19 protein-coding genes are annotated in these 21,675 nt (G+C 64.5%); 8 read left to right on the forward strand and 11 right to left on the reverse strand.

The features are described from left to right. Positions 1-13 precede the first annotated feature (13 nt). The 4 genes from MYCSM_RS22100 to MYCSM_RS22115 form a co-directional block, all read right to left on the reverse strand. Positions 14-1,102: an acyl-CoA dehydrogenase family protein gene (locus MYCSM_RS22100; RefSeq protein ID WP_015308396.1), complete on the reverse strand. Its 1,089-nt coding sequence runs from the start codon at positions 1,100-1,102 to the stop codon at positions 14-16. Continuing rightward, positions 1,089-1,901 (reverse strand): acyl-CoA dehydrogenase family protein, encoded by an 813-nt coding sequence (locus tag MYCSM_RS22105; protein ID WP_015308397.1) that lies wholly within the window; start codon positions 1,899-1,901, stop codon positions 1,089-1,091. Before MYCSM_RS22105 ends, MYCSM_RS22100 begins: the two co-directional genes overlap by 14 nt. Positions 1,902-1,913: 12 nt before the next feature. After that, positions 1,914-3,437 (reverse strand): zinc ribbon domain-containing protein, encoded by a 1,524-nt coding sequence (locus MYCSM_RS22110; protein ID WP_157681377.1) that lies wholly within the window; start codon positions 3,435-3,437, stop codon positions 1,914-1,916. 92 nt (positions 3,438-3,529) lie between these two features. Beyond that, a complete protein-coding gene (locus MYCSM_RS22115; RefSeq protein WP_015308399.1) occupies positions 3,530-4,957 on the reverse strand; it encodes a class I adenylate-forming enzyme family protein in 1,428 nt (475 codons plus the stop codon). A 100-nt stretch (positions 4,958-5,057) separates the two neighbouring features. Between MYCSM_RS22115 and MYCSM_RS22120 the strand changes: the two genes are divergently transcribed. Beyond that, entirely contained in the window at positions 5,058-6,068 is a 1,011-nt protein-coding gene (locus MYCSM_RS22120) for a ferredoxin--NADP reductase (protein ID WP_015308400.1), read from the forward strand. On the opposite strand, the gene MYCSM_RS22125 is transcribed toward MYCSM_RS22120, so the two are convergent. The 4 genes from MYCSM_RS22125 to MYCSM_RS22140 all read right to left on the reverse strand — a co-directional run bounded on the left by MYCSM_RS22125 (position 6,065) and on the right by MYCSM_RS22140 (position 10,267). Then, the gene (locus MYCSM_RS22125; protein ID WP_015308401.1) at positions 6,065-7,111 is read right to left on the reverse strand and encodes a CaiB/BaiF CoA transferase family protein; all 1,047 of its coding nucleotides are present in this window, start codon (positions 7,109-7,111) and stop codon (positions 6,065-6,067) included. The two genes, MYCSM_RS22120 and MYCSM_RS22125, sit on opposite strands and share 4 nt — an antisense overlap. 124 nt (positions 7,112-7,235) lie before the next feature. Next, positions 7,236-8,192, reverse strand: coding sequence for an LLM class F420-dependent oxidoreductase (locus tag MYCSM_RS22130; RefSeq protein ID WP_015308402.1), 957 nt, complete (start codon positions 8,190-8,192; stop codon positions 7,236-7,238). 31 nt (positions 8,193-8,223) lie between these two features. Then, positions 8,224-8,625: a cobalamin B12-binding domain-containing protein gene (locus MYCSM_RS22135; protein WP_015308403.1), complete on the reverse strand. Its 402-nt coding sequence runs from the start codon at positions 8,623-8,625 to the stop codon at positions 8,224-8,226. A 64-nt stretch (positions 8,626-8,689) separates the two neighbouring features. After that, complete coding sequence (locus MYCSM_RS22140; RefSeq protein WP_015308404.1) at positions 8,690-10,267, reverse strand: methylmalonyl-CoA mutase family protein; 1,578 nt, start codon at positions 10,265-10,267, stop codon at positions 8,690-8,692. 188 nt (positions 10,268-10,455) lie between these two features. On the opposite strand from MYCSM_RS22140, the gene MYCSM_RS22145 reads away from it, so the two are divergent. From MYCSM_RS22145 to MYCSM_RS22170, 6 genes are read left to right on the forward strand one after another with little or no spacing between them, the layout of a single operon-like run. Beyond that, on the forward strand, positions 10,456-11,274 hold the full coding sequence (locus MYCSM_RS22145; RefSeq protein ID WP_015308405.1) for an SDR family oxidoreductase: 819 nt from the start codon (positions 10,456-10,458) through the stop codon (positions 11,272-11,274). Further along, positions 11,271-12,764: a class I adenylate-forming enzyme family protein gene (locus tag MYCSM_RS22150; RefSeq protein ID WP_015308406.1), complete on the forward strand. Its 1,494-nt coding sequence runs from the start codon at positions 11,271-11,273 to the stop codon at positions 12,762-12,764. The genes MYCSM_RS22145 and MYCSM_RS22150 overlap by 4 nt, the downstream gene beginning before the upstream one ends. Continuing rightward, entirely contained in the window at positions 12,761-13,075 is a 315-nt protein-coding gene (locus tag MYCSM_RS22155; protein ID WP_015308407.1) for a hypothetical protein, read from the forward strand. Before MYCSM_RS22150 ends, MYCSM_RS22155 begins: the two co-directional genes overlap by 4 nt. A 12-nt stretch (positions 13,076-13,087) precedes the next feature. Beyond that, positions 13,088-14,533, forward strand: coding sequence for an adenylate/guanylate cyclase domain-containing protein (locus MYCSM_RS22160; protein ID WP_015308408.1), 1,446 nt, complete (start codon positions 13,088-13,090; stop codon positions 14,531-14,533). A gap of 38 nt (positions 14,534-14,571) precedes the next feature. After that, the gene (locus tag MYCSM_RS22165) at positions 14,572-15,906 is read left to right on the forward strand and encodes an MFS transporter (RefSeq protein ID WP_015308409.1); all 1,335 of its coding nucleotides are present in this window, start codon (positions 14,572-14,574) and stop codon (positions 15,904-15,906) included. A gap of 38 nt (positions 15,907-15,944) precedes the next feature. Beyond that, positions 15,945-18,323, forward strand: coding sequence for a TIGR00374 family protein (locus MYCSM_RS22170; RefSeq protein ID WP_015308410.1), 2,379 nt, complete (start codon positions 15,945-15,947; stop codon positions 18,321-18,323). On the opposite strand, the gene modA is transcribed toward MYCSM_RS22170, so the two are convergent. The 3 genes from modA to MYCSM_RS22185 are packed head-to-tail and all read right to left on the reverse strand — an operon-like array spanning position 18,320 to position 20,806. Beyond that, positions 18,320-19,072 (reverse strand): molybdate ABC transporter substrate-binding protein, encoded by a 753-nt coding sequence (gene modA, locus MYCSM_RS22175; protein ID WP_015308411.1) that lies wholly within the window; start codon positions 19,070-19,072, stop codon positions 18,320-18,322. The two genes, MYCSM_RS22170 and modA, sit on opposite strands and share 4 nt — an antisense overlap. Then, the gene (locus MYCSM_RS22180; RefSeq protein ID WP_015308412.1) at positions 19,069-19,476 is read right to left on the reverse strand and encodes a TOBE domain-containing protein; all 408 of its coding nucleotides are present in this window, start codon (positions 19,474-19,476) and stop codon (positions 19,069-19,071) included. The genes modA and MYCSM_RS22180 overlap by 4 nt, the downstream gene beginning before the upstream one ends. A 58-nt stretch (positions 19,477-19,534) precedes the next feature. Further along, on the reverse strand, positions 19,535-20,806 hold the full coding sequence (locus MYCSM_RS22185; protein ID WP_015308413.1) for an amidohydrolase family protein: 1,272 nt from the start codon (positions 20,804-20,806) through the stop codon (positions 19,535-19,537). A 25-nt stretch (positions 20,807-20,831) separates the two neighbouring features. Between MYCSM_RS22185 and MYCSM_RS22190 the strand changes: the two genes are divergently transcribed. Then, a complete protein-coding gene (locus MYCSM_RS22190; protein ID WP_015308414.1) occupies positions 20,832-21,671 on the forward strand; it encodes an AraC family transcriptional regulator in 840 nt (279 codons plus the stop codon). The last annotated feature ends 4 nt before the right edge of the window (positions 21,672-21,675 follow it).

The following is a 21,675-nucleotide window of genomic DNA, read 5'->3' on the forward strand; positions in this document are numbered from 1 at the left end:
GCGCGAGCGCTCATCACACTCCCAAACCCAAAATCCGCGATGCAATGATGTTCTTCTGAATCTGTGATGTACCGCCCATCACGCTCTGCGCGCGGCTGTACATGTAGGCGCCGAACAGCTCAGGGTCACTGGTGCCGACGGTCTTCAGCGCGGCGTGGCCGACGGACTGCTCGACCCACGTCATCAGCAGCTTGTCCAGCGAGCCCTGCGGCCCATGGATCATCCCGTCGAGCTGCTCGGACAACCGTCTGCGCACGTGCAGCCGCAGCATCTCCGTCTGCACCCACGCCCAGGCTAGCTCGTCGGGCGGCGCACCATCGACGCGTGATGCCAACTGCCGCACCAGCTTTCCGTACCGCGCCGAAAATCCCAGTGTCGACGGTTCCCGCTCATGGCTGACGACGGTCATGGCCAACTTCCAGCCCTCGCCCGGTGCACCCACCATGTTCTCGGCGGGCACCCGCGCCCCGTCGAACTCGACCTGGCCGAATTCCTTTGTCACACCGCTGATCATCTTCAGCGGCCACTGCTGGACACCGGGCTGATGCATATTGACGATGAACGCCGAGATGCCGCGGTGCTTGGGCACGTCCTTGTCGGTGCGCGCCAACAGCAGACACCAATCGGCCACATCGGAGTAGCTGGTCCAGATCTTGTGGCCAAAAATGATGTACTCGTCGCCCTCGCGGGTGCCCGTGGTGGTCAGCGACGCCAGGTCGGACCCCGCACCCGGCTCGCTGAAGCCCTGGCACCACCGCTCGGTGCCGTTGATCATGCCCGGCAGGAACCGCTGTTGTATGTCCTTGCTGCCGTGGTGGCCGAAAGCCACCACCAGGTAGCCGAGGCTGGGGCGGGCAGGCGCGCCGGCCTTCGCGATCTCCTCGTCGACGATCACGTCGTAGACCGGCGGAAGATCCTGGCCACCATACTCTTTCGGCCACGAGGTGCCGAAGAAACCAGCCTGATAGAGCGCCTTGTGCCAGTCGCCTTGGGCGGCCCAGTATTCGTCGCCCGACGTCGGGAACTTGCCCTTCTGTTCGATCAGCCAGGCACGCAACCGTTTCCGGAACGCGGCTTCCTCGGGCGAATCACGAAAGTCCAATGATCAGCTCCTCCAGCTTCACCGGCCACGTCTCGGTGGCCGTCAGCACCCGGCGCAGGTAGACATGTGCGAGGCATTCCCAGGTGATGCCGATGCCGCCGTGCACCTGGATCGACGTCTCGCAAACGGTCAGTGCCGCACGCGCGCAGTAGATCTTGGCTATCTTCGCCGCCTCAATCGCATCCGGCGAGGGTAATTCGTCGACCGCCCACGCGGCGTGCCGCAACACGCTGACCGACCCTTCGATCAGCGCCAGGCTTTCCGCCAGCAGGTGCCCGACGGCTTGATAGGACCCGATTGTCGCACCGTACTGCTCGCGGACCTTCGCGTAATCAACCGCCAGAGCCTGTGCGCCGCGCGCGGCACCGACCAGGTCGGCGCACGTGACCGCGAGGGCCAGCGCACGCCAGCGGTCAGCGTTCTCCGCAGCGAGTTCACTCAGTTCCGGAGGCGATTCGACCACTCCCCCAAGACTTCCCGTCAAATCTACCGATTCTGGCTCGCTGTCCGGAACCGATGGCTCCAGACCTTGACGCCGCAGCTCGTCGGCGAGTACCGGCCCTAGGAAAGGCACGTCGACAAGACCGCGTGCGAATTCCTCAGCGACGATCGCTACCTCGACGCCGGACGCTCCGTCAGACCGCAATGTTCGAAACCCAGTGGCATCCACCGCCTTCTCCAGCCGGGCGATCCTTTTCGAGTCGTCGAGATCGGCAACCGAACCGGGCCCGAGGTCATCGGCCAGCTTCGCTGCGGCTTCCCGCAGCTGCTGCTGTTCACTGGTCAGACGGACGTCCACAGACGCTGCTCCTTACTTCTTAAGCGCTATTGGCTTGGAAGGTAAAGTGTTTCGCTCACAGTTCACGCCGCCATTGCCGACGGCGACTTGTGTCGTGGTGGGGCAGTTCTCCACCGTCCCGGCCCGCTCAGTCAGGATCCGCTTCACCTCATCTTTGGGTGTGTAGCGGCTGATCTGAGGGTCGGTGGCCCGCGACAGAATGTTGCCGGCCGCATTGATCTCCGTGTCGTACACGATCCCTTGCTGCGGGCAGCCCACAGTCTGACAGTGAACGTTCTTCCCGCGCCGGATACCGAGGTGCCCGCACGGGTGTACTTGTTGTGATGTGTAGGCCGGGTTGACCAATGTCACCGCAGAACCTCTGCGGCTTGGAACCGACGCCAAAGCGTCGGCCAAGAATGAACGCTGCCAGGCCGCATACACCCGGCTCGCCGTGCGACCGAACTTGCTCTTGCCGCGGAGCCCGGTCAGGTCTTCGGCAACGATATGCGCGGTTGCATCAACCAGATCGTGCACCGCCTGATACGCCACGTCTTTCGTCACCGCGCGGTCGTGTGATCGTTGCGCCGAAAGCTTCTTGCGGGCCAGGTTGTTGCGCTCGATTCGGCGAGCCTTCGCGGTAGCCGCTCGTGCGGTGGTGCTATCACCCGCGCCGATGGCGGCCTGAGCGCGGGCCAGATGGCGGTCGCGCACCGCGCACAGTTTGTTGCGCGCCCGCGCCCTTGCACGGTCGCGTTCGGCTCGGTTTGCGATGGTCTGGTACTGCCCGGCACCGAATCGACGCCCGTCCGTAGTGGTAAATACTTCAGTAACCCCGGCATCGATCCCTTCTATGGGAATCAGGTTGTTATGTCGGGGACGGTTACTGCACACCGCCTTAGCTGAGTAGGCGGCTATGACCTGCCAGCCCTCGCGACCATCCGGACTGATCTCGATCGTCGAGGTTGGCACAAGCTCGTCGGGCAGCGGGCCAAGATTCAGCCGTAGTCGATCGCCGCGGGTGGGAGTCATCACGGCCAGCCACACTCGGCCCTGCGTATCGCGCTGAACGTCGTACGAGCAATTGTCAGCCACGATCCGCCTCGACCGCCGCGGTCGCGGTTTCTTGCTCGCGAACGCCTTGCGACACTGCCGAGAAAGCCACGCATCCTCACACCAGCGGCCGGTCTTGGCCAGCATCAGCAAGCGGTTGCGCTCGTCGTTGTCGTCGCAGGCGCGGGCATAGATTTTCGGGCGAACCTCGGTGGCGATCACGGCTTGCTGCCAGGCGCGGATCTTGTCAACGGTGTCCTCCACGGTGGCGCGCCATAGCCGTTGTGGCACACCGAAGTCATCCCGAGCGTGCTCAGCCATCAACCGGTCCCGGACCTGCCGCTTCGACAGATGAGCGGTCTTGGCACCAGAGAACCGAGTCCACATAGCAGCTCGTACCCGGTCCAGCTCCGACCCGATTGCCCACAGCGTCGCGGCCTTACCCGGATTCATCGGCCCCCGCACCGGCAATTGCCGCGCCACCAGCCGAGTCGACACAGCCATGTGCGCACCGTAACCCTGGCCACCGACAACCCCACGCGCTTGTTGAACGACCATTCCGAATCGCAATCTGAGACCCCACAACCGCTCATCCATCACAGCGCGTACCGCACAGTACTGGGCCGAGGGACAGCGACGAGAATGTGCTCCTTCAACACTCGGCGCAATACCTTTCCGGATGGCAGACGCGGTATTTCGTCAACGAACGCCACGCGGTTAGGTCGTTTATAAGATGCCAGCCGGTCCCCGACAAACGCGATCAGCTCCTCGGCCTCGACCGGTCGACTTTTCTTGACAGCGGCGACAACGGCCTCTCCGTTCGCCGCGTCGGGCACTCCGAACACCGCACAGTCTTCGACGGCCGCATGCCCGTGCAGCACCGCCTCGATCTCGGCGGGTGCCACCTGAAAACCCCGCACCTTGATCATTTCCTTCGCGCGGTCGGTGATCCGCAGCCACCCATCTACGTCGAGGTATCCGACATCGCCGGTGCGATACCAGCCATCCGAAAATGCCTCCGCTGTCGCCTCATTCGGCAGATATCCGGCCATCACTGAATCCGAACGCACCTGGATCTCACCGACCGCACCAGGCGAAAGCTCCTCGCCGTCATCAAGCGACACGATGCGCAGACTAACCCCGGGCGCCGGCCGGCCGACGGTGTCGAGCCGCGCGCCCTCGATCTCGTTGCATGCGATGACCGGCAATTCGCTGGTGCCGTATGCGGTCACCCAATTCACGCCGGTCCTACCGGTGACACGGTCGGCCACGCTCTGCGTTACGGGCGTCGCGCACCACATGATGTAGCGGAGCGACGACAGGTCGAAAGCCTCAAGTCGAGGATGTGCAGCCAGCGCCAAAGCGATTGGTGCAACAGCCATCTCGATGGTGATCCGGTCGACGGCGACATGATGCAACATCAGATCGATGTCGAAGCGACGGTGCAGTCGGATCCATGCGCCGCTGTCGAGCGCCATCACTATGTTCAGCAAGCCGAGAATGTGCGACGGCGGCGTCATGATCTGCATGCGATCGGCCGACGACAGACCCAATGCGTCTCGCCAATGCCGCACCGCGACGGCGAACGAGCCGTGGGTGTGTCGCACCGCCTTGGGCATGCCCGTCGTGCCCGAGCTGAACACGAACAGCGCGTCGCTCTGCGGAGCCGGCGCTTCGAACATCCGTTGACCCGGGGTGATCGCCTCGTCGAGCGACACCATCGGCATCAGTTCGGCGAGCACCGGATGGTCGCCGACCGCGTGCGACGGCGCCGTCAGCGCAAGCGCGTTGGAGACCTCGGTTCGCTTCCATGCCGGGCTCAGCAGCACCGCCGCCGCGCCGAGCCGCCAGATGGCCCGTAAGGCGATCACGAACTCCGGCCGGTTCGACGACATCAGCGCCACCCGGTGGCCGGACCGCACCCCACGATGTTCGAGCACCGTGGCCATCCCGTTGGCGAGGGCGTCGAGCTGCGGGAGGGTGTATTCCCGCTGCTCAAAGGCGAGCGCCGGCCGCTCACTCACGTCGCGCCCGCTCCTTTCCGCCGTTTGAGAAGGTTTCCGATATCGATGAGAATGGTATTCTCTTAATATCAGAATCACAATGCCACACGACAGGGGGACCATGCCCAAGCCGCACTTGTTCCACCGTGCGACCGTGTCTCGGATCATCAAGGAGACCGCCGACGCGAGGACCTACGTGCTGGCCCCCGATGAAACGCCGTTCCCCTACAAGGCCGGACAGTTCTGCACGTTCAAGGTGCGCGTCGACGGCGAGGACCTCTATCGGTCCTACTCGATGTCGAGCGCACCCGAGACGGATTCGGAGATCGCGACGACAGTCAAGCGGGTCCCGGGCGGCAAGGTGTCGAACTGGATACTCGACAATCTCGTCGAGGGCGACGAGGTCACGATCACACGGGCAGCGGGCACCTTCTGCCTGACCATGACCACCGGTCCCCTACTGGGCTTCAGCGGCGGAAGCGGCGTCACGCCGATCCTGTCGCTTGTCAAGAGCGCGCTGGCCACCACTGATCGCTCGGTGCGACTGCTATGCGCTGACAAGGACCGGCCGTCGGTGATCTTCGACGCGGTGCTCGATGACCTCGTCACGCGCTACCCGGGGCGGCTGTCGGTCGTCCGGCACATCGACGCCGAGAACGGACTGATCGATCCCGCCGCGATTGTCGACTTCGTCGGCGCCGACACCGACGCGGACTGCTATGTCTGCGGCCCTGAGGGTTTCATGGCTGTGGTAACGGCGGCATTACCCGGCCCAGGAAGGGTGTTCATCGAAGACTTCGACGCCACACCGCAGACCCACGAGTCCGTCGCCGCGCCCGAAAAGGCCGAGAACACCGGCGGCACCATCACGATTCACATTGACCGAAAGAAGGCCGAGGTGCCGCGGGTGCCGGGTGAAACGCTGCTCGAAAGCGCTCGGCGCGCAGGAGTGTCACCGCCGTTCTCATGCGAAGCGGGCAACTGCGGTACGTGCATGGCACGGCTGTCTCAGGGAAGCGCGACGATGAAGGTCAACGATGCGCTGGAGCCCGACGAGGTCGAGGATGGCTATGTGCTTACGTGTCAGGCGATTCCGGATACCCCGTCGGTAACAGTGCACTACGAAGACTAAGAGTCGACGTCGCCGTGTTCGTGAAGCGATGGCGGCGGACGGAAGTCCGGCTCGTAACCCGCAATGCGGATCGGGCTGCCGATCAACCTGAAATCCCCTGCCGTGACAAGCGCCTCGGGGGTTGCCTCCAATGCCTCAGGCAGCGTGCGCACCGCTGCGGCCGGAATGCCGAGCGGGCGCAGTCGCGACTCCCAACCGAGCGCAGTGTCGGTGGCCAGCGCAGCGGCGACGACGTACAGCACCTCATCGCGCTTCGCAGCACGCTCGGCCATCGTCGGGAATCCGTCGATCTTCGCCTCGCCGGCGAATGCCTTCCAAAATGTATCGTGCGTAATGAACAGCGCCAGGTACCCATTGGCCGTCGAGAACAGCTGCGCCGGAACGTAATACGAGTGCGCGCCGAAGGGGTAACGCTGCGGCGCCACGCCGTCGTTGAGGTAGGCCGACGCTCGATAGTTCAGCTGCGACAGCATCACGTCACGCAGACACACGTCCACCTGCCCGCCGCGCCCCGAGACGATTTGAGCGAGCAATCCCAGCGCCGCCGCCAAACCCGTTGAGTTGTCGGCCGACGAGTAGCCCGGCAACGTCGGTGGACCATCCGGGTCGCCGGTCATCGCGGCGACGCCCGTGGCCGCCTGGATGACGTAGTCGAACGCCGGGTCGTCGCCGCCCTCCAACCCAAAGCCGGTCATCGCTACGCAGACAATTCGCTCGTTGAAGCCCCGCAATGCTTCGTAGGTGAGCCCGAGCCGCTTGATCGCCGACGGCTTCATATTCACCAGCAGTGCATGCGAATTCGCGACCAGCTCCCCGAGCCGCTGTCGCCCCTGCTCCGACCGCAGATCCAGGCAGACGCTCTGCTTGTTGCGGTTCAGGCTCGCGAAATAGCTGTCGCTGACCTGCCGGGAGATCTCGCCGCCCGGCGGCTCGATCTTGATGACCTCGGCGCCGAGATCGGCCAGCAACATCGTCGCGTATGGGCCAGCCAGCATGACACCGACCTCGAGAATGCGGATGCCTGAAAGCGGCCCTTGGCTCATCTGCGCCCTCGGCTCTTCGCGCAAGCGCTCATCTGCGCCCTCGGCTCTTCGCGCAAGCGCTCATCTGCGCCCTCGCCTCTTCGCGCAAGCGCTCATCTGCGCCCTCGGCTCTTCGCGCAAGCGCTCATCGCACTTCAGCGGCTAGCTGCGAAATGACTTCGCGAGTACGGTATTTGGAGGCAATCAGCTCATCTCGGTTGTCGCCGATCGGCAGCAACCGAACGGACAGGTCGGTGACGCCCGCATCGGCGAATTGTCGGAATCGCGCGAGAATCGCTTCCTCATCACCGGCGGCGGTCAGGTCACCGACATCGCGGGCATCGCCGCGATCGAGCAGCTTCTGGTAATTCGGCGACGTCTCCGCCTCAGCCAGAATCCGATTGGCCCGCTCCTTCGCCGCGTCGATCTCGGAGTTGGCGCACAGGCACACCGGGATACCCGCGACGATCCGCGGCGCCGGACGTCCCGCATTGTCGGCGGCCTTGGTGATCCGCGGCGCGATGTGATCTCCGATCGCCCGTTCGTCGGCCATCCACAGCACGGTCCCGTCGGCGAGTTCACCGGCAATCTGCAGCATTACCGGTCCGAGCGCCGCGACCAGCACCGGCATTGGTGTCTCGGCGCCCAGCACAGTCGGATTGTGAACGGTGAAGGTGTCATTCTCCACGTCGACGTCACCCGGTCCGGCCACCGCCTGGTTGAGCACCTCGAGATAGTCGCGCGTGTAGGCCGCGGGCTTCTCGTAGGGGATGCCGAGCATGTCGCGCACGATCCAGTGGTGTGACGGCCCCACCCCCAGCGCCAGCCGTCCACCCGTGCCGGCATGCACCGACAGCGCCTGACGCGCCAACGCGATCGGATGCTGAGCCTGCAGCGGCACCACCGCTGTACCCAGCTCGATGCGCGACGTGCGGGCGCCCATCAGCGAAACCATGGTGAGGCAGTCGAAGTCGTTGGGCACCTGTGGCATCCACGCGGTATCCAGCCCGGCGGACTCCGCCCACTCGATGTCATCGAGCAGCTTCTTGACCTTGCGAATCATGTCGCCGCGCTCGGCCCCGATCATCACGCCAAGGCGCATATTATTCTCCCGCCCCTGCTTCGCCCGCCCATCAGTCCGTCACCCTTTCCGATGTCAGCTTTCGCACCTCTTGGACAAGCACGTCCAATGGCGTGCCCGTCGGGAACACGGCAGCGGCACCGGCGTCCAGCAACTTCGGAACGTCTCCCTGCGGGATGGTGCCGCCGACTACGACGGCGATGTCACCCGCGTCGGCCGCCTTGAGCGCGTCGACGGTGCGGGTCGTCAACGCCACGTGCGCGCCGGACAGGATCGAAAGGCCAACCAGCGCAACATCTTCCTGCAGCGCAATGGATACGATGTCCTCGATGCGTTGCCGGATGCCGGTATAGATGACCTCGAAGCCGGCGTCGCGCAGTGTGCGGGCGACGATCTTCGCCCCGCGGTCATGGCCGTCCAGGCCCGGCTTTGCGACCAGAACGCGCGCTGCCATCAGAGTCCTCGCTTGTTCATCGATAGCTGTTCGCGCAAGCGCTCTTCGCGGCGCAACCTGTTCACTAGAACACCACCGGTTGCTGGAACTCGCCCCACACTGCCTTGAGCGCGGAGACCATTTCGCCGACGGTGCAATAAGCTCCTGCGCAGTCGATCAGCTTGTGCATCAGGTTGTCATCGCCTTCCGCAGCACGGGACAGGGCAGCAAGAGCATCCTTGACCGCCACTGGGTCACGCTCCGCCTTGACCTTGGACAGTCGCTTCAGTTGGAGATCACGGCCCTCGGCATCCAATTCATAGGTTGCGATTTCGGGCGGTGGCTCGTCGGAGACGAACTTGTTGACGCCGACGACCGGGTGCTCACCGGATTCGATCTCCTGATGGATCTTGAACGCCTCGTCCGCGATGAGGCCCTGCAGATAACCGTCTTCGATGGCCCGGACCATGCCGCCGTGTGTCTCGAGGTCGTGCATGATCTCGATGATCTTGGCCTCAGTGGCATCGGTGAGCGCTTCGACGAAGTACGAGCCGCCAAGCGGGTCAGCCACTTTCGTCACGCCGGTCTCATAGGCCAGGATCTGTTGCGTGCGCAGCGCCAGCGTCGCCGACTCCTCGCTGGGCAGCGCGAACGGCTCGTCCCACGCTGCCGTGAACATTGACTGCACCCCGCCGAGCACCGCGGCCATCGCCTCATATGCCACGCGTACGAGGTTGTTCTGGGCTTGCGGCGCATACAACGACGCGCCCCCGGCGACACAACCGAACCGGAACATCGAAGCCTTATCCGTTGTCGCGCCATAACGCTCACGCACGATCGTGGCCCACCGCCGCCGGCCCGCCCGGTACTTGGCGATCTCCTCAAAGAAATCGCCATGGGTGTAGAAGAAGAACGAGATCTGCGGCGCGAACTGGTCGATGGTCATCCGGCCGCGCTCGACCACCGTGTCGCAATAGGTCACGCCATCGGCGAGCGTGAACGCCATCTCCTGCACCGCGTTCGCACCGGCGTCGCGGAAATGCGCACCGGCCACCGAGATCGCGTTGAACTTCGGCACCTCGGCCGCGCAGAACTCGATGGTGTCGGCGATCAGCCGCAGCGACGGCTCCGGCGGCCAGATCCAGGTGCCGCGCGAGGCGTACTCCTTGAGGATGTCGTTCTGGATGGTGCCGGTCAGCTTGGCCCGCGGCACACCCTTGCGCTCTGCGGCCGCCACGTAGAACGCCAGCAGGATCGCGGCGGTGCCGTTGATCGTGAAGCTGGTGCTGATCGCCTCCAGCGGGATGCCATCGAACAGGATCTCGGCGTCCGCCAGCGTGTCGACCGCGACCCCGACCCGACCGACTTCCTCCCCATACTCGGGGTCGTCGGAGTCGTACCCGCACTGCGTGGGCAGATCCAGGGCCACAGACAGCCCGGTCCCGCCCTGGTCCAGCAGGTAACGGTAGCGACGGTTGGATTCCTCGGCCGTGCCGAAGCCCGAATACTGCCGGAACGTCCATGTCTTGCCGCGGTACCCGCTCGCGAAGTTGCCGCGCGTGAAGGGATAGGTACCCGGCGCAGGCGGATCAGCCTCCCGGTCGGCCGGTCCGTAGACGGGCTCGAGCGGGATGCCAGAAGGGGTCTGTACAGGCTCGCTCATCAATGGATAACGTACTTGCAGAAAATGAGAATGCCAATACCGCTCCGTGGAAACATGCACGGAGCGTGGGGCGCGGTATGCCGGTTTCGCCGACTGAAGGGCCGGTACACAGCGATTATGCGACTTGCCTAGAATGAGAATGCCAATTCCAATCGGGTAGCATCCCGGTAAGGCACCCGAGGAGGCCCATGTCCACGTTCACTGACCGCACGCTCGTCGTCTCGGGCGGCAGTCGCGGCATCGGACTGGCAATCGCCCTGGGCGCAGCAAAACAGGGTGCCAACGTTGTGCTGCTGGCCAAGACAGCCGAGCCCCATCCCAGGCTGCCAGGCACCGTGCACACCGCGGTCGCCGACGTCGAAGCCGCGGGAGGCAAGGGTGTGGCGGTGGTAGGCGACGTGCGCAAGGAAGAAGACGTGCAGCGTGCCGTCGATCTCGCGGTCGAGCGCTTCGGCGGAGTCGACATCGTGATCAACAATGCGAGTGCCATCGCCACCGAACCGACAGACGAACTGTCCGCCAAGAAGTTCGACCTCATGATGGACATCAATATCCGCGGCACGTTCCTGTTGACGAAGGCGGCGCTACCGCACCTGCGAAAGTCGGCTAACGCCCACGTCGTGACGCTTGCGCCGCCGATGAACATGAACCCGCACTGGCTCGGCGCGCACCCGACCTACACGCTGTCGAAGTACGGGATGACGTTGCTGTCGCTGGGCTGGGCGGCCGAGTATGCCGACGCCGGTATCGGGTTTTCCTGCCTGTGGCCCGAGACGTACATTGCGACGTCGGCGGTCGCGAACCTCGACGGCCAGCTGATGTCGCGGTCCCGCAGCCCGCAGATCATGGGCGATGCCGCGGTCGAGATCCTGTCGCGCGCGGGGGCGGAGGTGAACGGCAAATGCTTCATCGACTCTGCCGTGCTGGCCGAAGCCGGAGTCACCGACCTGTCCAGTTACGGCGGCGGCGACGATCCCATCCTTGATATCTTCATCGATAAGTCATGAGTATTTCGTTGCTGCTGGAAATGGCGGCGTCGTCGAATCCGGACCGCACCGCGGTGGTGTCGGGTGAGATCCGGCTGACCACAAGCGAACTGAGCGACCTCGCCGACGGTGGCGCCGGCGTCATCGCCGCGTCGGGCGCCCAGCACGCGGCATACGTCGGTACCGGCGGCGCCAAGCTGCCGCTCCTGCTGTTCTCGTCCGCACGCGCGGGGGTCGCGTTCACACCGCTGAACTACCGGCTGAGCGAGGACGGCCTGCGGCAGCTGATCGACCGACTGCCCACGCCGCTGGTGATCGCAGACGACGAGTACCGCGGTGTCGTCGCGGGCGCTGGCAAGCAGGTCATCTCCTCCGACGAATTCATCGACGCTGCCCGCACCGCCGAGTCTGCGGCCGAGTTCCCCGACCCGGATAGCGTCGGGGTGGTGCTCTTCACGTCGGGCACCACGTCCAAGCCCAAAGCCGTTGAGCTGACACACAACAACCTGACCAGCTACGTCACCGGCACCGTCGAGTTCGATTCCGCGGATCCGGCCGACGCCGCGCTGATCTGCGTGCCGCCGTATCACATCGCCGGTGTCAGCGCGGCGCTGTCCAATCTGTACGCGGGCCGAAAGATGGTGTACCTCCGGCAGTTCGACGCACATGAGTGGACCCGCCTGGTGCGCGACGAAGGTGTCACGAGCGCGACTGTCGTGCCGACGATGCTCGATCGCATCGTGTCGGTACTGGAAGCCGAGCCCGTTGGGCTGCCCACCCTGCGCAACCTGGCGTACGGCGGCTCCAAAGTCGCACTTCCCTTGATACGCAGGGCTCTTGGCCTGTTGCCCGACGTGGGTTTCGTCAACGCATACGGCCTCACCGAGACCAGTTCGACGATTGCGGTGCTCACCCCCGACGACCACCGCGCGGCACTGGCCGCCACCGACGAAGCGGTTGCTCGGCGGCTGGGGTCGGTCGGACAACCGGTGCCCAGCATCGAGGTGCAGATCCGCGGCGACGACGGCAGCGTGCTGGGGCCAGGCGAGACCGGTGAGCTGTTTGTGCGCGGCGAACAGGTGTCGGGGCGCTACACCGACATCGGGTCTGTGCTCGATGCCGACGGCTGGTTTCCCACCAAAGACGTTGCCATGCTTGACGAAGGCGGCTACCTGTTCATCGGTGGCCGGTCTGACGACACCATCATCCGTGGCGGGGAGAACATTGCCCCCGCCGAAATCGAGGATGTGCTCGTCGAGCACCCCGCGGTGCGCGACTGTGCGGTCGTCGGGCCCGAGGATCCCGAATGGGGCCAGATCATCGTCGCGGTGGTGGTGCCCGCCGACGGGGCCACACCCGACCCAGACGAACTGCGCGAGCATGTGCGAGCGCATCTGCGCGGATCACGCACGCCCGATCGGGTGGTGTTCCGTGACGAACTGCCGACGAACGCGACCGGCAAGGTGCTGCGCCGTGAACTAGTCGACGAATACGCAAGGAGTCGAACATGATTAAGAACGGCACGCGGCTGCAGAGTCAGGTCTGCGACACGCAAGTCATCGTGGTGCGTAGCGCCGACAGCCTCGACGACTTGCGGGCAGGCGGGGTTCCGATGGTGGCACTGGACAGCCAAAAAGAGTCAGCGAGGTCGTCCGAATTGACCATGGACCCGGATTTCGCCGGGGGCAACGTGATGGGCAAGCGCTATGTCGATGAGAACGGCGCCGAGGTCCTCGTCACCAAGGCCGGTGCGGGCACGCTCAGCATCGGCACGACCGCACTGAATCTGAAGGAAGCCAAGCCGCTGCCTGCCAGCGACTGACACTATGGGCCGATGAGGCCGCCTAGCCTGCTGGTTCGATACGCGGCAGGCCTTGCGTTCGCCTACCTGCTCTCGGCCGCTGAGGTCGTCGCGATCGTTATTTCGGTCAGCCGTGAAACGGTCCTCGAGGCGCAATCCGTCCTGAACGTCACGAATCTGGTCGCGACCGCCGCGATCATCGTCGTCGGAACTCTCTCGGTCGGGCTGAGCGGCGCGGCGTTGGTAGCTCGCGCCCTCGGCCGCGCTGCGAATCCCCAAAAGACGGCCAACATCACCAGGCGACAGTCCGCGATTCTGTTGGCACCGTGGGCCCTCGCAGCCGCTGTGATGGTTCCCCTGAACTTCTCGGCAGGCCTACGTGTGCTGATCCTGATTGTTTCCGCAATCATGTTCGGGTCCACCGCGACGGTGTGCACTGGATTCCTGTTCACCCAGCGCGCTCTGCGCGCGTTGATGGTTGCCGCCACATGGGATTTGGAGCATGCGGAGCGAGCGCCTGGCGTACGTGCCCGTTTGATATTGATGTGGACGATGTGTTCGGCACTTCCAGGTGCCGGGATAGTCGTGCTGGTGATGTTGCGGGCCAATGGCTGGATCATTCAGCGCGACGCGCCAATTGAGGTGCCGGTGTTGGTCCTCGCATCGGTCGCCGTGGTGCTGGGCATGCGCGCGATGATTCTGGTCGCATCGTCGATTTCGGATCCGATACACGACGTCGTCGACGCCATGGCGGAGGTCGAGCGCGGTCACCTTGGCAACAAAATCGAGGTGTATGAACGGTCCGAACTCGGTCAACTACAGAGCGGGTTCAACCGCATGGTGGCGGGTCTGCAGGAGCGCGACCGGCTGCGGGATCTGTTCGGCCGGCATGTCGGTGAAGAAGTGGTCCGTCGCGCGATCGAGGAACACGAGTCGGTATCGGAAGACGAGCGCGACGTCGCGATCCTGTTCATCGATCTCGTCGGTTCAACACAATTCGCGGCGACGCATGAACCACATCAAGTAGCCGCGGTGCTCAACGACTTCTTCCGAATCGTGGTCGCCGAAGTCGACAAACGCGAAGGCTTGATCAACAAGTTCCAGGGCGATGCGGCGCTGGCGGTGTTCGGCGCACCGCTGCACATCGACGATCCGGCGACGGCCGCCTTGGCGACTGCGCGGGCACTGGCCGAACAATTGCGACTGCTTCTCGTCGACTTCGGCATCGGCGTGTCCGCCGGGCCGGTCTTTGCGGGCAACATCGGCGCGGAAAACCGCTACGAATACACGGTCGTCGGCGACGCGGTCAATGAGGCTGCGCGACTCGCCGACCGGGCCAAGGAATTCGAGAGCCGGGTGCTGTGTTCCAGCGCCGCGATCGACCGCGCCGACGAGGCAGAGCGCCGCTGCTGGAAGCTTGAGGGCTCGGAGATGCTGCGCGGCCGCTCTGAGCTGACGCAGATCTCCGCGCCCGTATAACCGCGTTACGTACGCCCCCCAAACGGGAATGCAGGGGTATGTCGTCGGATGTCTTCGCAGGTGAGGGCGGTCCCGCCCAGCCGGAGCCAGATTCCGTGCGGAGAGCGGTACGCGGCGCCTCCATCGGCAACTTAGTCGAGTGGTACGACTTCGCCGTCTACGGCTTCTTGGCCACCTATATCGCGCAGAAGTTCTTCCCGCCCGGCAACGAGACGACGGCGCTGCTCAACACATTCGCCATATTCGCGGCCGCATTCTTCATGCGCCCACTCGGCGGATTCTTTTTCGGCCCATTGGGTGACCGGATCGGGCGCCAGCGCGTGCTTGCGCTTGTCATCCTGCTGATGTCGGGTTCGACATTTGTGATCGGCCTCGTTCCGAGCTATGCCGTGATCGGGGTGGCTGCGCCGCTGTTGCTGCTGTTGCTGCGTTGTGTGCAAGGCTTTTCGGCGGGGGGTGAATACGGCAGCGGGGCCTGCTTCCTGGCGGAGTACGCGTCCGACAAACGTCGCGGCTTCGTGGTCTCGTTCCTGGTGTGGTCGGTGATCGTCGGCTTTCTGTTGGGAGCGCTCACCGTGACCGGCCTCGAAGCGGTGCTCGATGACACCGCCATGAACCAGTACGGCTGGCGGATACCGTTCCTCATCGCCGGCGTCCTCGGTGTAGTCGGCCTGTACATCAGGTTGCGGCTCGCCGACACACCAGATTTCGAAGAGTTGCGCGAAAAGGGCGAGGTGTCGGATTCGCCGCTGAAAGAGGCGATTACCTCGTCGTGGCGACCGATCCTGCAGATTGCCGGCCTCGTGGTCATCCACAACGTCGGGTTCTATGTCGTATTCACTTTCCTACCAAGCTATTTCACTAAGACCCTGGGTTTCACCAAGGTTGATGCGTTCATATCCATCGCTGTCGCCAGCCTGGTGGCGATCGTGCTGATCCCGGCCCTTGGGGCGCTCTCCGATCGCGTTGGTCGCAAACCCTTGCTCATCTCGGGGGCGGTCGGCTTCGCGGTGCTGGCGTATCCCCTGTTCCTGCTCTTGAATACGCGCTCATTGCCGGCAGCCATCGCCGCCCACGCCGGTCTTTCGGCGATCGAGTCGGTGTTCGTCTCTGCGTCGTTGGCAGCAGGTGCCGAACTGTTCGCCACGCGCGTCCGGTCCAGCGGCTACTCCATCGGATACAACCTTTCGGTAGCGGTGTTCGGCGGTACGGCGCCATACGTCGCCACCTGGCTTGTGGCTCATACCGGCAACGACATCGCACCGGCTTACTACGTGATCGCCGCAGCCGTCATCTCGCTTCTCACGGTGCTCACCATGCGTGAAACCGCCGGCCGTCCGCTGCCCCAGCTGGTATCGGCCGACGCGCGTTAACACCTACACGCGCGGCGACGTGCGAAAATGCTGGAACCATGCGGGTCGACGGGCGGGACATCACCGTTTCGGGCAGCCTGCTGCAACCGCTGACCCGGCGGACCAACGACATCCTGCGCCTGGTCCTCGCGGCCGTGTTTCTCGCGGCCGTCATCACGAGCTCGCTTATCACCCGCTACGAGTGGGTCGCACTCGAGAAGTCCATCTCCGAGATCGTCGGGGTGCTCACACCCACCCAATCGAACCTGGTGTACCTGGTCTACGGCCTCGCGATCCTGGCGCTTCCGTTCGCGATCCTGATCGGCTTGATCCTGTCGCGGCAGTGGATGCTGCTCGGCGCATACGCCGCGGCGGCGTTCCTCGCCTTCATTTCGCTGTCGATCACGGGCAACGGCATCGCCGCGCCGCGTTGGCATTTCGACTTGTCGGACCGGTTGGACACGCTGCTTTCGCAGTTCCTCGACGACCCGCGGTGGATCGCGATGCTGGCCGCCGTGCTGACCGTCTCCGGGCCATGGCTGCCCGCGCGCTGGCGGCGGTGGTGGTGGGCGCTGCTGCTTGCGTTCGTGCCGATCCATCTCGTCGTCAGCGCGGTGGTACCCGCCCGCTCACTGCTCGGTCTCGCGGTCGGTTGGTTCGTCGGCGCACTGGTGGTGCTTGTGGTCGGGACGCCCGCACTCGAGGTGCCGCTCGATGGCGCGGTACGCGCGCTGACCCGGCGGGACTTCGCACCCTCGACGCTGACGGTGGTTCGTCCAGCTGGACGCGGCCCGTTGCTGCTATCGGCCAAATCCCACGATCCCGAAGCTGTGGCCATCGTGGAGATGTACGGCCCCAATCAGCGCAGTGGCGGATTCATGCGCCAATTCTGGCGTTGGCTGCGACTGCGCAACCGCGAGACGGCGCCGCTGCAGCCCTCCATGCGGCGCGCCGTCGAGCATCGCGCGCTGATGGCCATCGCGATCGGCGATCTCGGCATCGCGAACACCTCGACGATGGCGATGGCCCCGCTCGATCGCGGCTGGACTCTGTATGCCCACACCCCGCCATCCGGCACGAAGATCAGCGACTGCCGCGACGACGCTGGCGCCGTCGGCCGCGTGTGGGAATCGCTTGGCGCCCTGCACGAATCCCAGATCTCGCACGGCGACCTTCGCGGCAAGGAAATCACCATCGACGACGGGGTCGCGCGCTTCGGCGGCTTCGGCAGTGCCGAATACGGTGCGACGGACGAACAGCTACAGGCCGATGTTGCCCAACTGCTCGTGACGACCACCGACTTGTACGGTGCTGAAGCCGCGGTCGCCGCGGCCGTCGACGTTTTCGGTAAGGACGCAGTGCTGCGGGCATCGCGACGACTTACCAAGTCCGCCATGCCAAAACGAATTCGCAAGTCGGTAGCGGATGTAAGCGCGGCGATGTCGTCGGCTCGGGACGAGGTGAAGCGGCAGACGGGCGCCGATCAAATCAAGTCCGAAACCATCACCCGGTTTACCCGCAGCCAGGTCATCCGACTGGTTCTGCTCGTCGCGCTGGTGTACGTCGCCTACCCCTTTATCAGCACGGTGCCCGCGTTTTTCTCCGCGCTGAAAACGGCGAACTGGTGGTGGGCGCTGCTCGGTCTTGTGGTGTCGGCGCTGACGTATATCGGTGCAGCAGCGGCATTGTGGGCCTGTGCCGACGGGCTGGTCAGCTTCAAGAACTTGGCTATCATGCAGGTGGCGAACACGTTTGCAGCGACAACAACGCCCGCGGGTGTCGGCGGCCTGGCGCTATCCACCCGGTTCCTGCAGAAAGGTGGTCTCGGCGCCCTTCGTGCGACCGCAGCCGTGGCGTTGCAACAAAGCGTGCAGGTGATCACCCACGTCACGCTGCTGATCTTCTTCAGCGCCGTTGCGGGAGCCTCGGCCGATTTGAGGCATTTCGTCCCATCCACCACGGTGTTGTACCTGATCGCCGGCGTGCTGCTCGGCCTCGTCGGCGCCTTTCTGTTCGTGCCCAAGCTGCGGCGCTGGTTGGCGACGGCGGTTCGGCCACGACTCAAAGAAGTACTCACCGATCTCGCCGCGCTGGCCCGCGAACCCAAGCGCCTTGCGCTCATTGTTTTGGGTTGCGCTGCAACGACTCTCGGTATGGCGCTGACATTGTGGGCCAGCATCGAAGCGTTCGGCGGCACCACATCGTTCGTCACCGTGACGGTGGTGACAATGATCGGCGGCACCCTCGCGTCGGCGGCCCCAACCCCCGGCGGCGTTGGCGCGGTCGAGGCGGCCTTGATCGGCGGTCTTGCGGCGTTTAGCGTGCCCACTGCAATCGCGGTGCCGTCGGTCCTGCTCTACCGGGTGTTGACGTGCTGGCTGCCGGTGTTCATCGGCTGGCCGATCATGCGATGGCTCACCGAAAGGGACATGATTTAAGGCTTGGCGAATCCCGCTGCGGTGAGGACCTTTTGGCCCCTCTCGCCGGTGACCAGGTCGACGAACTTGCGCGCCAATTCCTGGCTCTTGGATTCCTTCAGCACCGCGATCGGATATGTGTTGACGGCGCCTGCGGCCTCGGGGAACGTCACCGAGGTCACCTTGCCTTCTGCGCCTTTGGCGTCGGTGACGTAGACCAGTCCGGCGTCGGCCTGTCCCGTTTCCACCTTGTTGAGCACGTCAGTGACGGCCGATTCCTCGCTGACGGGGTTCAGCTTGATGCCGGTGGCCTGTTCCACTTTCTGGGTGGCGGAGCCGCACGGCACCTGCGCGGCGCATGTGACGACGTTGAGTTCTTGCTGCGTCAGGTCTTTGAACGAGGCGATCTTCTTCGGGTTGCCGGGTGCGACGGCGATGGTGAGCGTATTGGACGCGAAGTTCACCGGGTCACCGGCCAGCAGCCCGGCCTGTGCGGCCTTGTCCATGTTCTTCGTGTCGGCCGACGCGAACACGTCCGCCTGCGCACCTTGGGTCAGCTGGGTGACCAGATCCGACGAGCCGGCGAATGAGAATTCGACTGAGCTGCCTGGGTTTTCGGTCTTGAACTGCTCGCCGATGTCGGTGAAGGTCTTCTTCAGCGACGCAGCGGCGAACACGATGATCTTCGTATTCGAGGCCGCGGGCTGCTCGGTCGAGCCGCACCCGCTGATCAGAAGTAGCGTCAGCGCGGCGATCAGGAGTCGTTTCACGACTGCCCTCCAGAGGTTTCGACGATCACGGTGGTGGCCTTGACGACAGCGACGGCGACGCTGCCCGGCGCCAGCCCGAGTTCACGCACCGCGTCCGTACTCATCAGCGAGACGACAGTGAAAGGTCCGCATTGCATTTCGACCTGTGCCATCACCTTGTCGGTGACCACCTTGGTGACCAGCCCGGCGAAGCGATTGCGAGCCGAGCTGGCGATGCTCAGCGGATCCTTCGGTGCGGCAGCGGCGTTCGCGCTCGCGAACTCGGCCAGCACGTCGCCAGCGATGACTTTGCGGCCCGAATCGTCGAGCGTCGCCGCCAGGCTCCCGTCATCGATCCAGCGCCGGACGGTGTCGTCGCTGACGCCCAGCAGCTCGGCCGCCTCACGCACACGAATAGATGCCACCGCGGCATCTTATCCGCAGATGCGGACTAAGCACCTAATTTCGCCCGCAGATGCGTTCTTAGGCCTTGGCCAGCTGCTTCTGTTCGTACAGCCGCGCCCACTCCTTGCGCGGCCTGATCGAGACGTCGACGTCGGCTCCCTTGGCGCGCAGTGTTCCGACGTTGGCGCTTTCGCGCGGCGTGCTGGCGAACGGATCCCAGCTGAAGAACCGGCAGGCGTTCTGCCAGGTGATCTTGTCGATGTCGCTGTCGTCGGCGCCGGCGGCGGTGAGTTCGGCCAGCACCTGCTCGGGCGCGTCTGGCCAGAAGCAGTCGGAATGCGGGTAGTCGCACTCCCACGCGATGATGTCGATGCCGATCTCGTGGCGCAGCTTCAGCGAGGTCTTGTCGGTGACGTAGCAGGCAAGCGAGTGCTCACGGAACACGTCGCTTGGCAGCTTGTCGCCGAAGTCGCGGCGCAGCCACTTCTGGTTGGTGTAGTGCCGGTCGCTGCGGTCCAGATAGAACGGGATCCAGCCGATGCCGCCCTCGGAGAACGCGAACTTCAAGTCGGGATAGTTGCGCATTGCGGGGCCCCACAACAGATCCTGCGCGCACATCGCCGAAACCTGGGTCGCGAGAATGATCATGTTGTCAATCGGCGCGTTGGGCGCCATGCTGATCGCGCCGAAGCCGGTGCCGATGTGCAGGCACATCACCACATTCTCCTCGGACAGCGTACGGAACACCGGACCCCAGTACTCGTCGTCGTGGTAGCTCGGAAGTCCTTCCAGGTGAGGCAATTCCGGCATCGTGACAGCGCGGCAGCCTTTGGCGGCGACGCGGCGGATTTCAGCACACATGGCTTCGGGGTTCCACGTCGGCAACACGGCGATCGGGATGAAGCGGTCCGGGTAGCTGCCAGCCCATTCGTCGATGTGCCAGTCGTTGTAGGCCGAGACCATCACCAGCGTGACCTCTTCGCGATGCATGTTGAGATGCCGCGCGGAGAAGCCGGTGAATGTCGGGAAGCACATCGAGGCAAGGATCCCGTTGCGGTTCATGTCACGGACGCGCTCGTGGACGTCGTACACGCCAGGCCGCATCTCGGCGAAGCCTGCAGGGTCACGCCCCCACTCCTCGGCCGGCCATGAGACCACAGCGTTGAGCCCGCTGACGCCCTGCGGCCGGCCCTGATACATCCACTGGTCGATGCCCTTCTCGTCGGTGACGACGACCGGAGCCTCGGCCTTGTACTTGGCGGGCACGTGGTTGAGGAACATATCGGGCGGCTCGACCACGTGGTCATCGATGCTCACGAGGATCAGGTCGTCTGGGCTCTTGCCATTCATAAAAGAATTAGTACCGTCTAGCCGTGTGACCGTCTCTGCGCTTTCGGACAAGGTTTTAGCCGAATCGGCCAACCTGAGACCGATCATCGCACTGCGCCGCGGCGGGCGGGCGCTCGGCGGCAGCTATCTCTACGAAGGCGAAGCGCTCATCACCGGCTGGCACTCGCATGAGGTGCACCAGATCGAGTACGCGATCGGCGGCGTCGTCGAGGTCGAGACGGCGTCCGCGCACTATCTCCTGCCGCCGCAGCAGGCGGCCTGGATCCCGGCCGGCTTGGAGCACCAGGCCACGATGAACCCGGACGTGCGGACGGTCGCGGTGATGTTCGACCGCGAGCTGGTCAGCGATGGCGGAGACCGCGCGCGCATCCTCGCGGTGTCGCCATTGATCCGGGAAATGATGATCTACGGGCTGCGGTGGCCGATCGATCGGCCGGAGGGCGACGAGGTTTCCGACGCGTTCTTTCGGACGCTGGCGAATCTCGTCGTCGAGGCGCTCGATCATGAAGCGCCGCTGAGCCTTCCGACGTCCGACAACCCACTCGTGGCAGCGGCGATGGCTTATACGAAGGACCATCTGCATTCGGTGACGGCGGCCGACGTCGGCCGCGCGGTGTCGGTGTCGGAGCGGACATTACGGCGCCTGTTTCAGGACACCATCGGATTACCTTGGCGCACATTTCTATTGCACGCCCGCATGCTGCGCGCCATGGCACTGCTGGCCGCGCCGGGACAGTCAGTGCAGGATACGTCGACGGCTGTCGGCTTCGAGAGTCTGAGCGCATTCACGCGCGCGTTCACGCAGTTCTGCGGTGAGACACCGTCGACGTACCGCAAACGGCTTGGGTTTCAACAGCGGCCCTAGCGGG

This window comes from Mycobacterium sp. JS623, from assembly GCF_000328565.1.
Lineage (GTDB): Bacteria > Actinomycetota > Actinomycetes > Mycobacteriales > Mycobacteriaceae > Mycobacterium.

Excerpts from the sequence above, each read along its gene's own strand:
- MYCSM_RS22145 (WP_015308405.1), top strand. The coding sequence starts at position 10,456 with ATGTCCACGTTCACTGACCGCACGCTCGTCGTCTCGGGCGGCAGTCGC.
- MYCSM_RS22155 (WP_015308407.1), top strand. The coding sequence starts at position 12,761 with ATGATTAAGAACGGCACGCGGCTGCAGAGTCAGGTCTGCGACACGCAA.
- MYCSM_RS22125 (WP_015308401.1), bottom strand. The coding sequence starts at position 7,111 with ATGAGCCAAGGGCCGCTTTCAGGCATCCGCATTCTCGAGGTCGGTGTC.
- MYCSM_RS22110 (WP_157681377.1), bottom strand. The coding sequence starts at position 3,437 with ATGGCTGTGTCGACTCGGCTGGTGGCGCGGCAATTGCCGGTGCGGGGG.
- MYCSM_RS22140 (WP_015308404.1), bottom strand. The coding sequence starts at position 10,267 with ATGAGCGAGCCTGTACAGACCCCTTCTGGCATCCCGCTCGAGCCCGTC.
- MYCSM_RS22135 (WP_015308403.1), bottom strand. The coding sequence starts at position 8,625 with ATGGCAGCGCGCGTTCTGGTCGCAAAGCCGGGCCTGGACGGCCATGAC.
- MYCSM_RS22130 (WP_015308402.1), bottom strand. The coding sequence starts at position 8,192 with ATGCGCCTTGGCGTGATGATCGGGGCCGAGCGCGGCGACATGATTCGC.
- MYCSM_RS22165 (WP_015308409.1), top strand. The coding sequence starts at position 14,572 with ATGTCGTCGGATGTCTTCGCAGGTGAGGGCGGTCCCGCCCAGCCGGAG.
- MYCSM_RS22120 (WP_015308400.1), top strand. The coding sequence starts at position 5,058 with ATGCCCAAGCCGCACTTGTTCCACCGTGCGACCGTGTCTCGGATCATC.
- MYCSM_RS22160 (WP_015308408.1), top strand. The coding sequence starts at position 13,088 with ATGAGGCCGCCTAGCCTGCTGGTTCGATACGCGGCAGGCCTTGCGTTC.
- MYCSM_RS22170 (WP_015308410.1), top strand. The coding sequence starts at position 15,945 with ATGCGGGTCGACGGGCGGGACATCACCGTTTCGGGCAGCCTGCTGCAA.
- MYCSM_RS22185 (WP_015308413.1), bottom strand. The coding sequence starts at position 20,806 with ATGAATGGCAAGAGCCCAGACGACCTGATCCTCGTGAGCATCGATGAC.
- MYCSM_RS22150 (WP_015308406.1), top strand. The coding sequence starts at position 11,271 with ATGAGTATTTCGTTGCTGCTGGAAATGGCGGCGTCGTCGAATCCGGAC.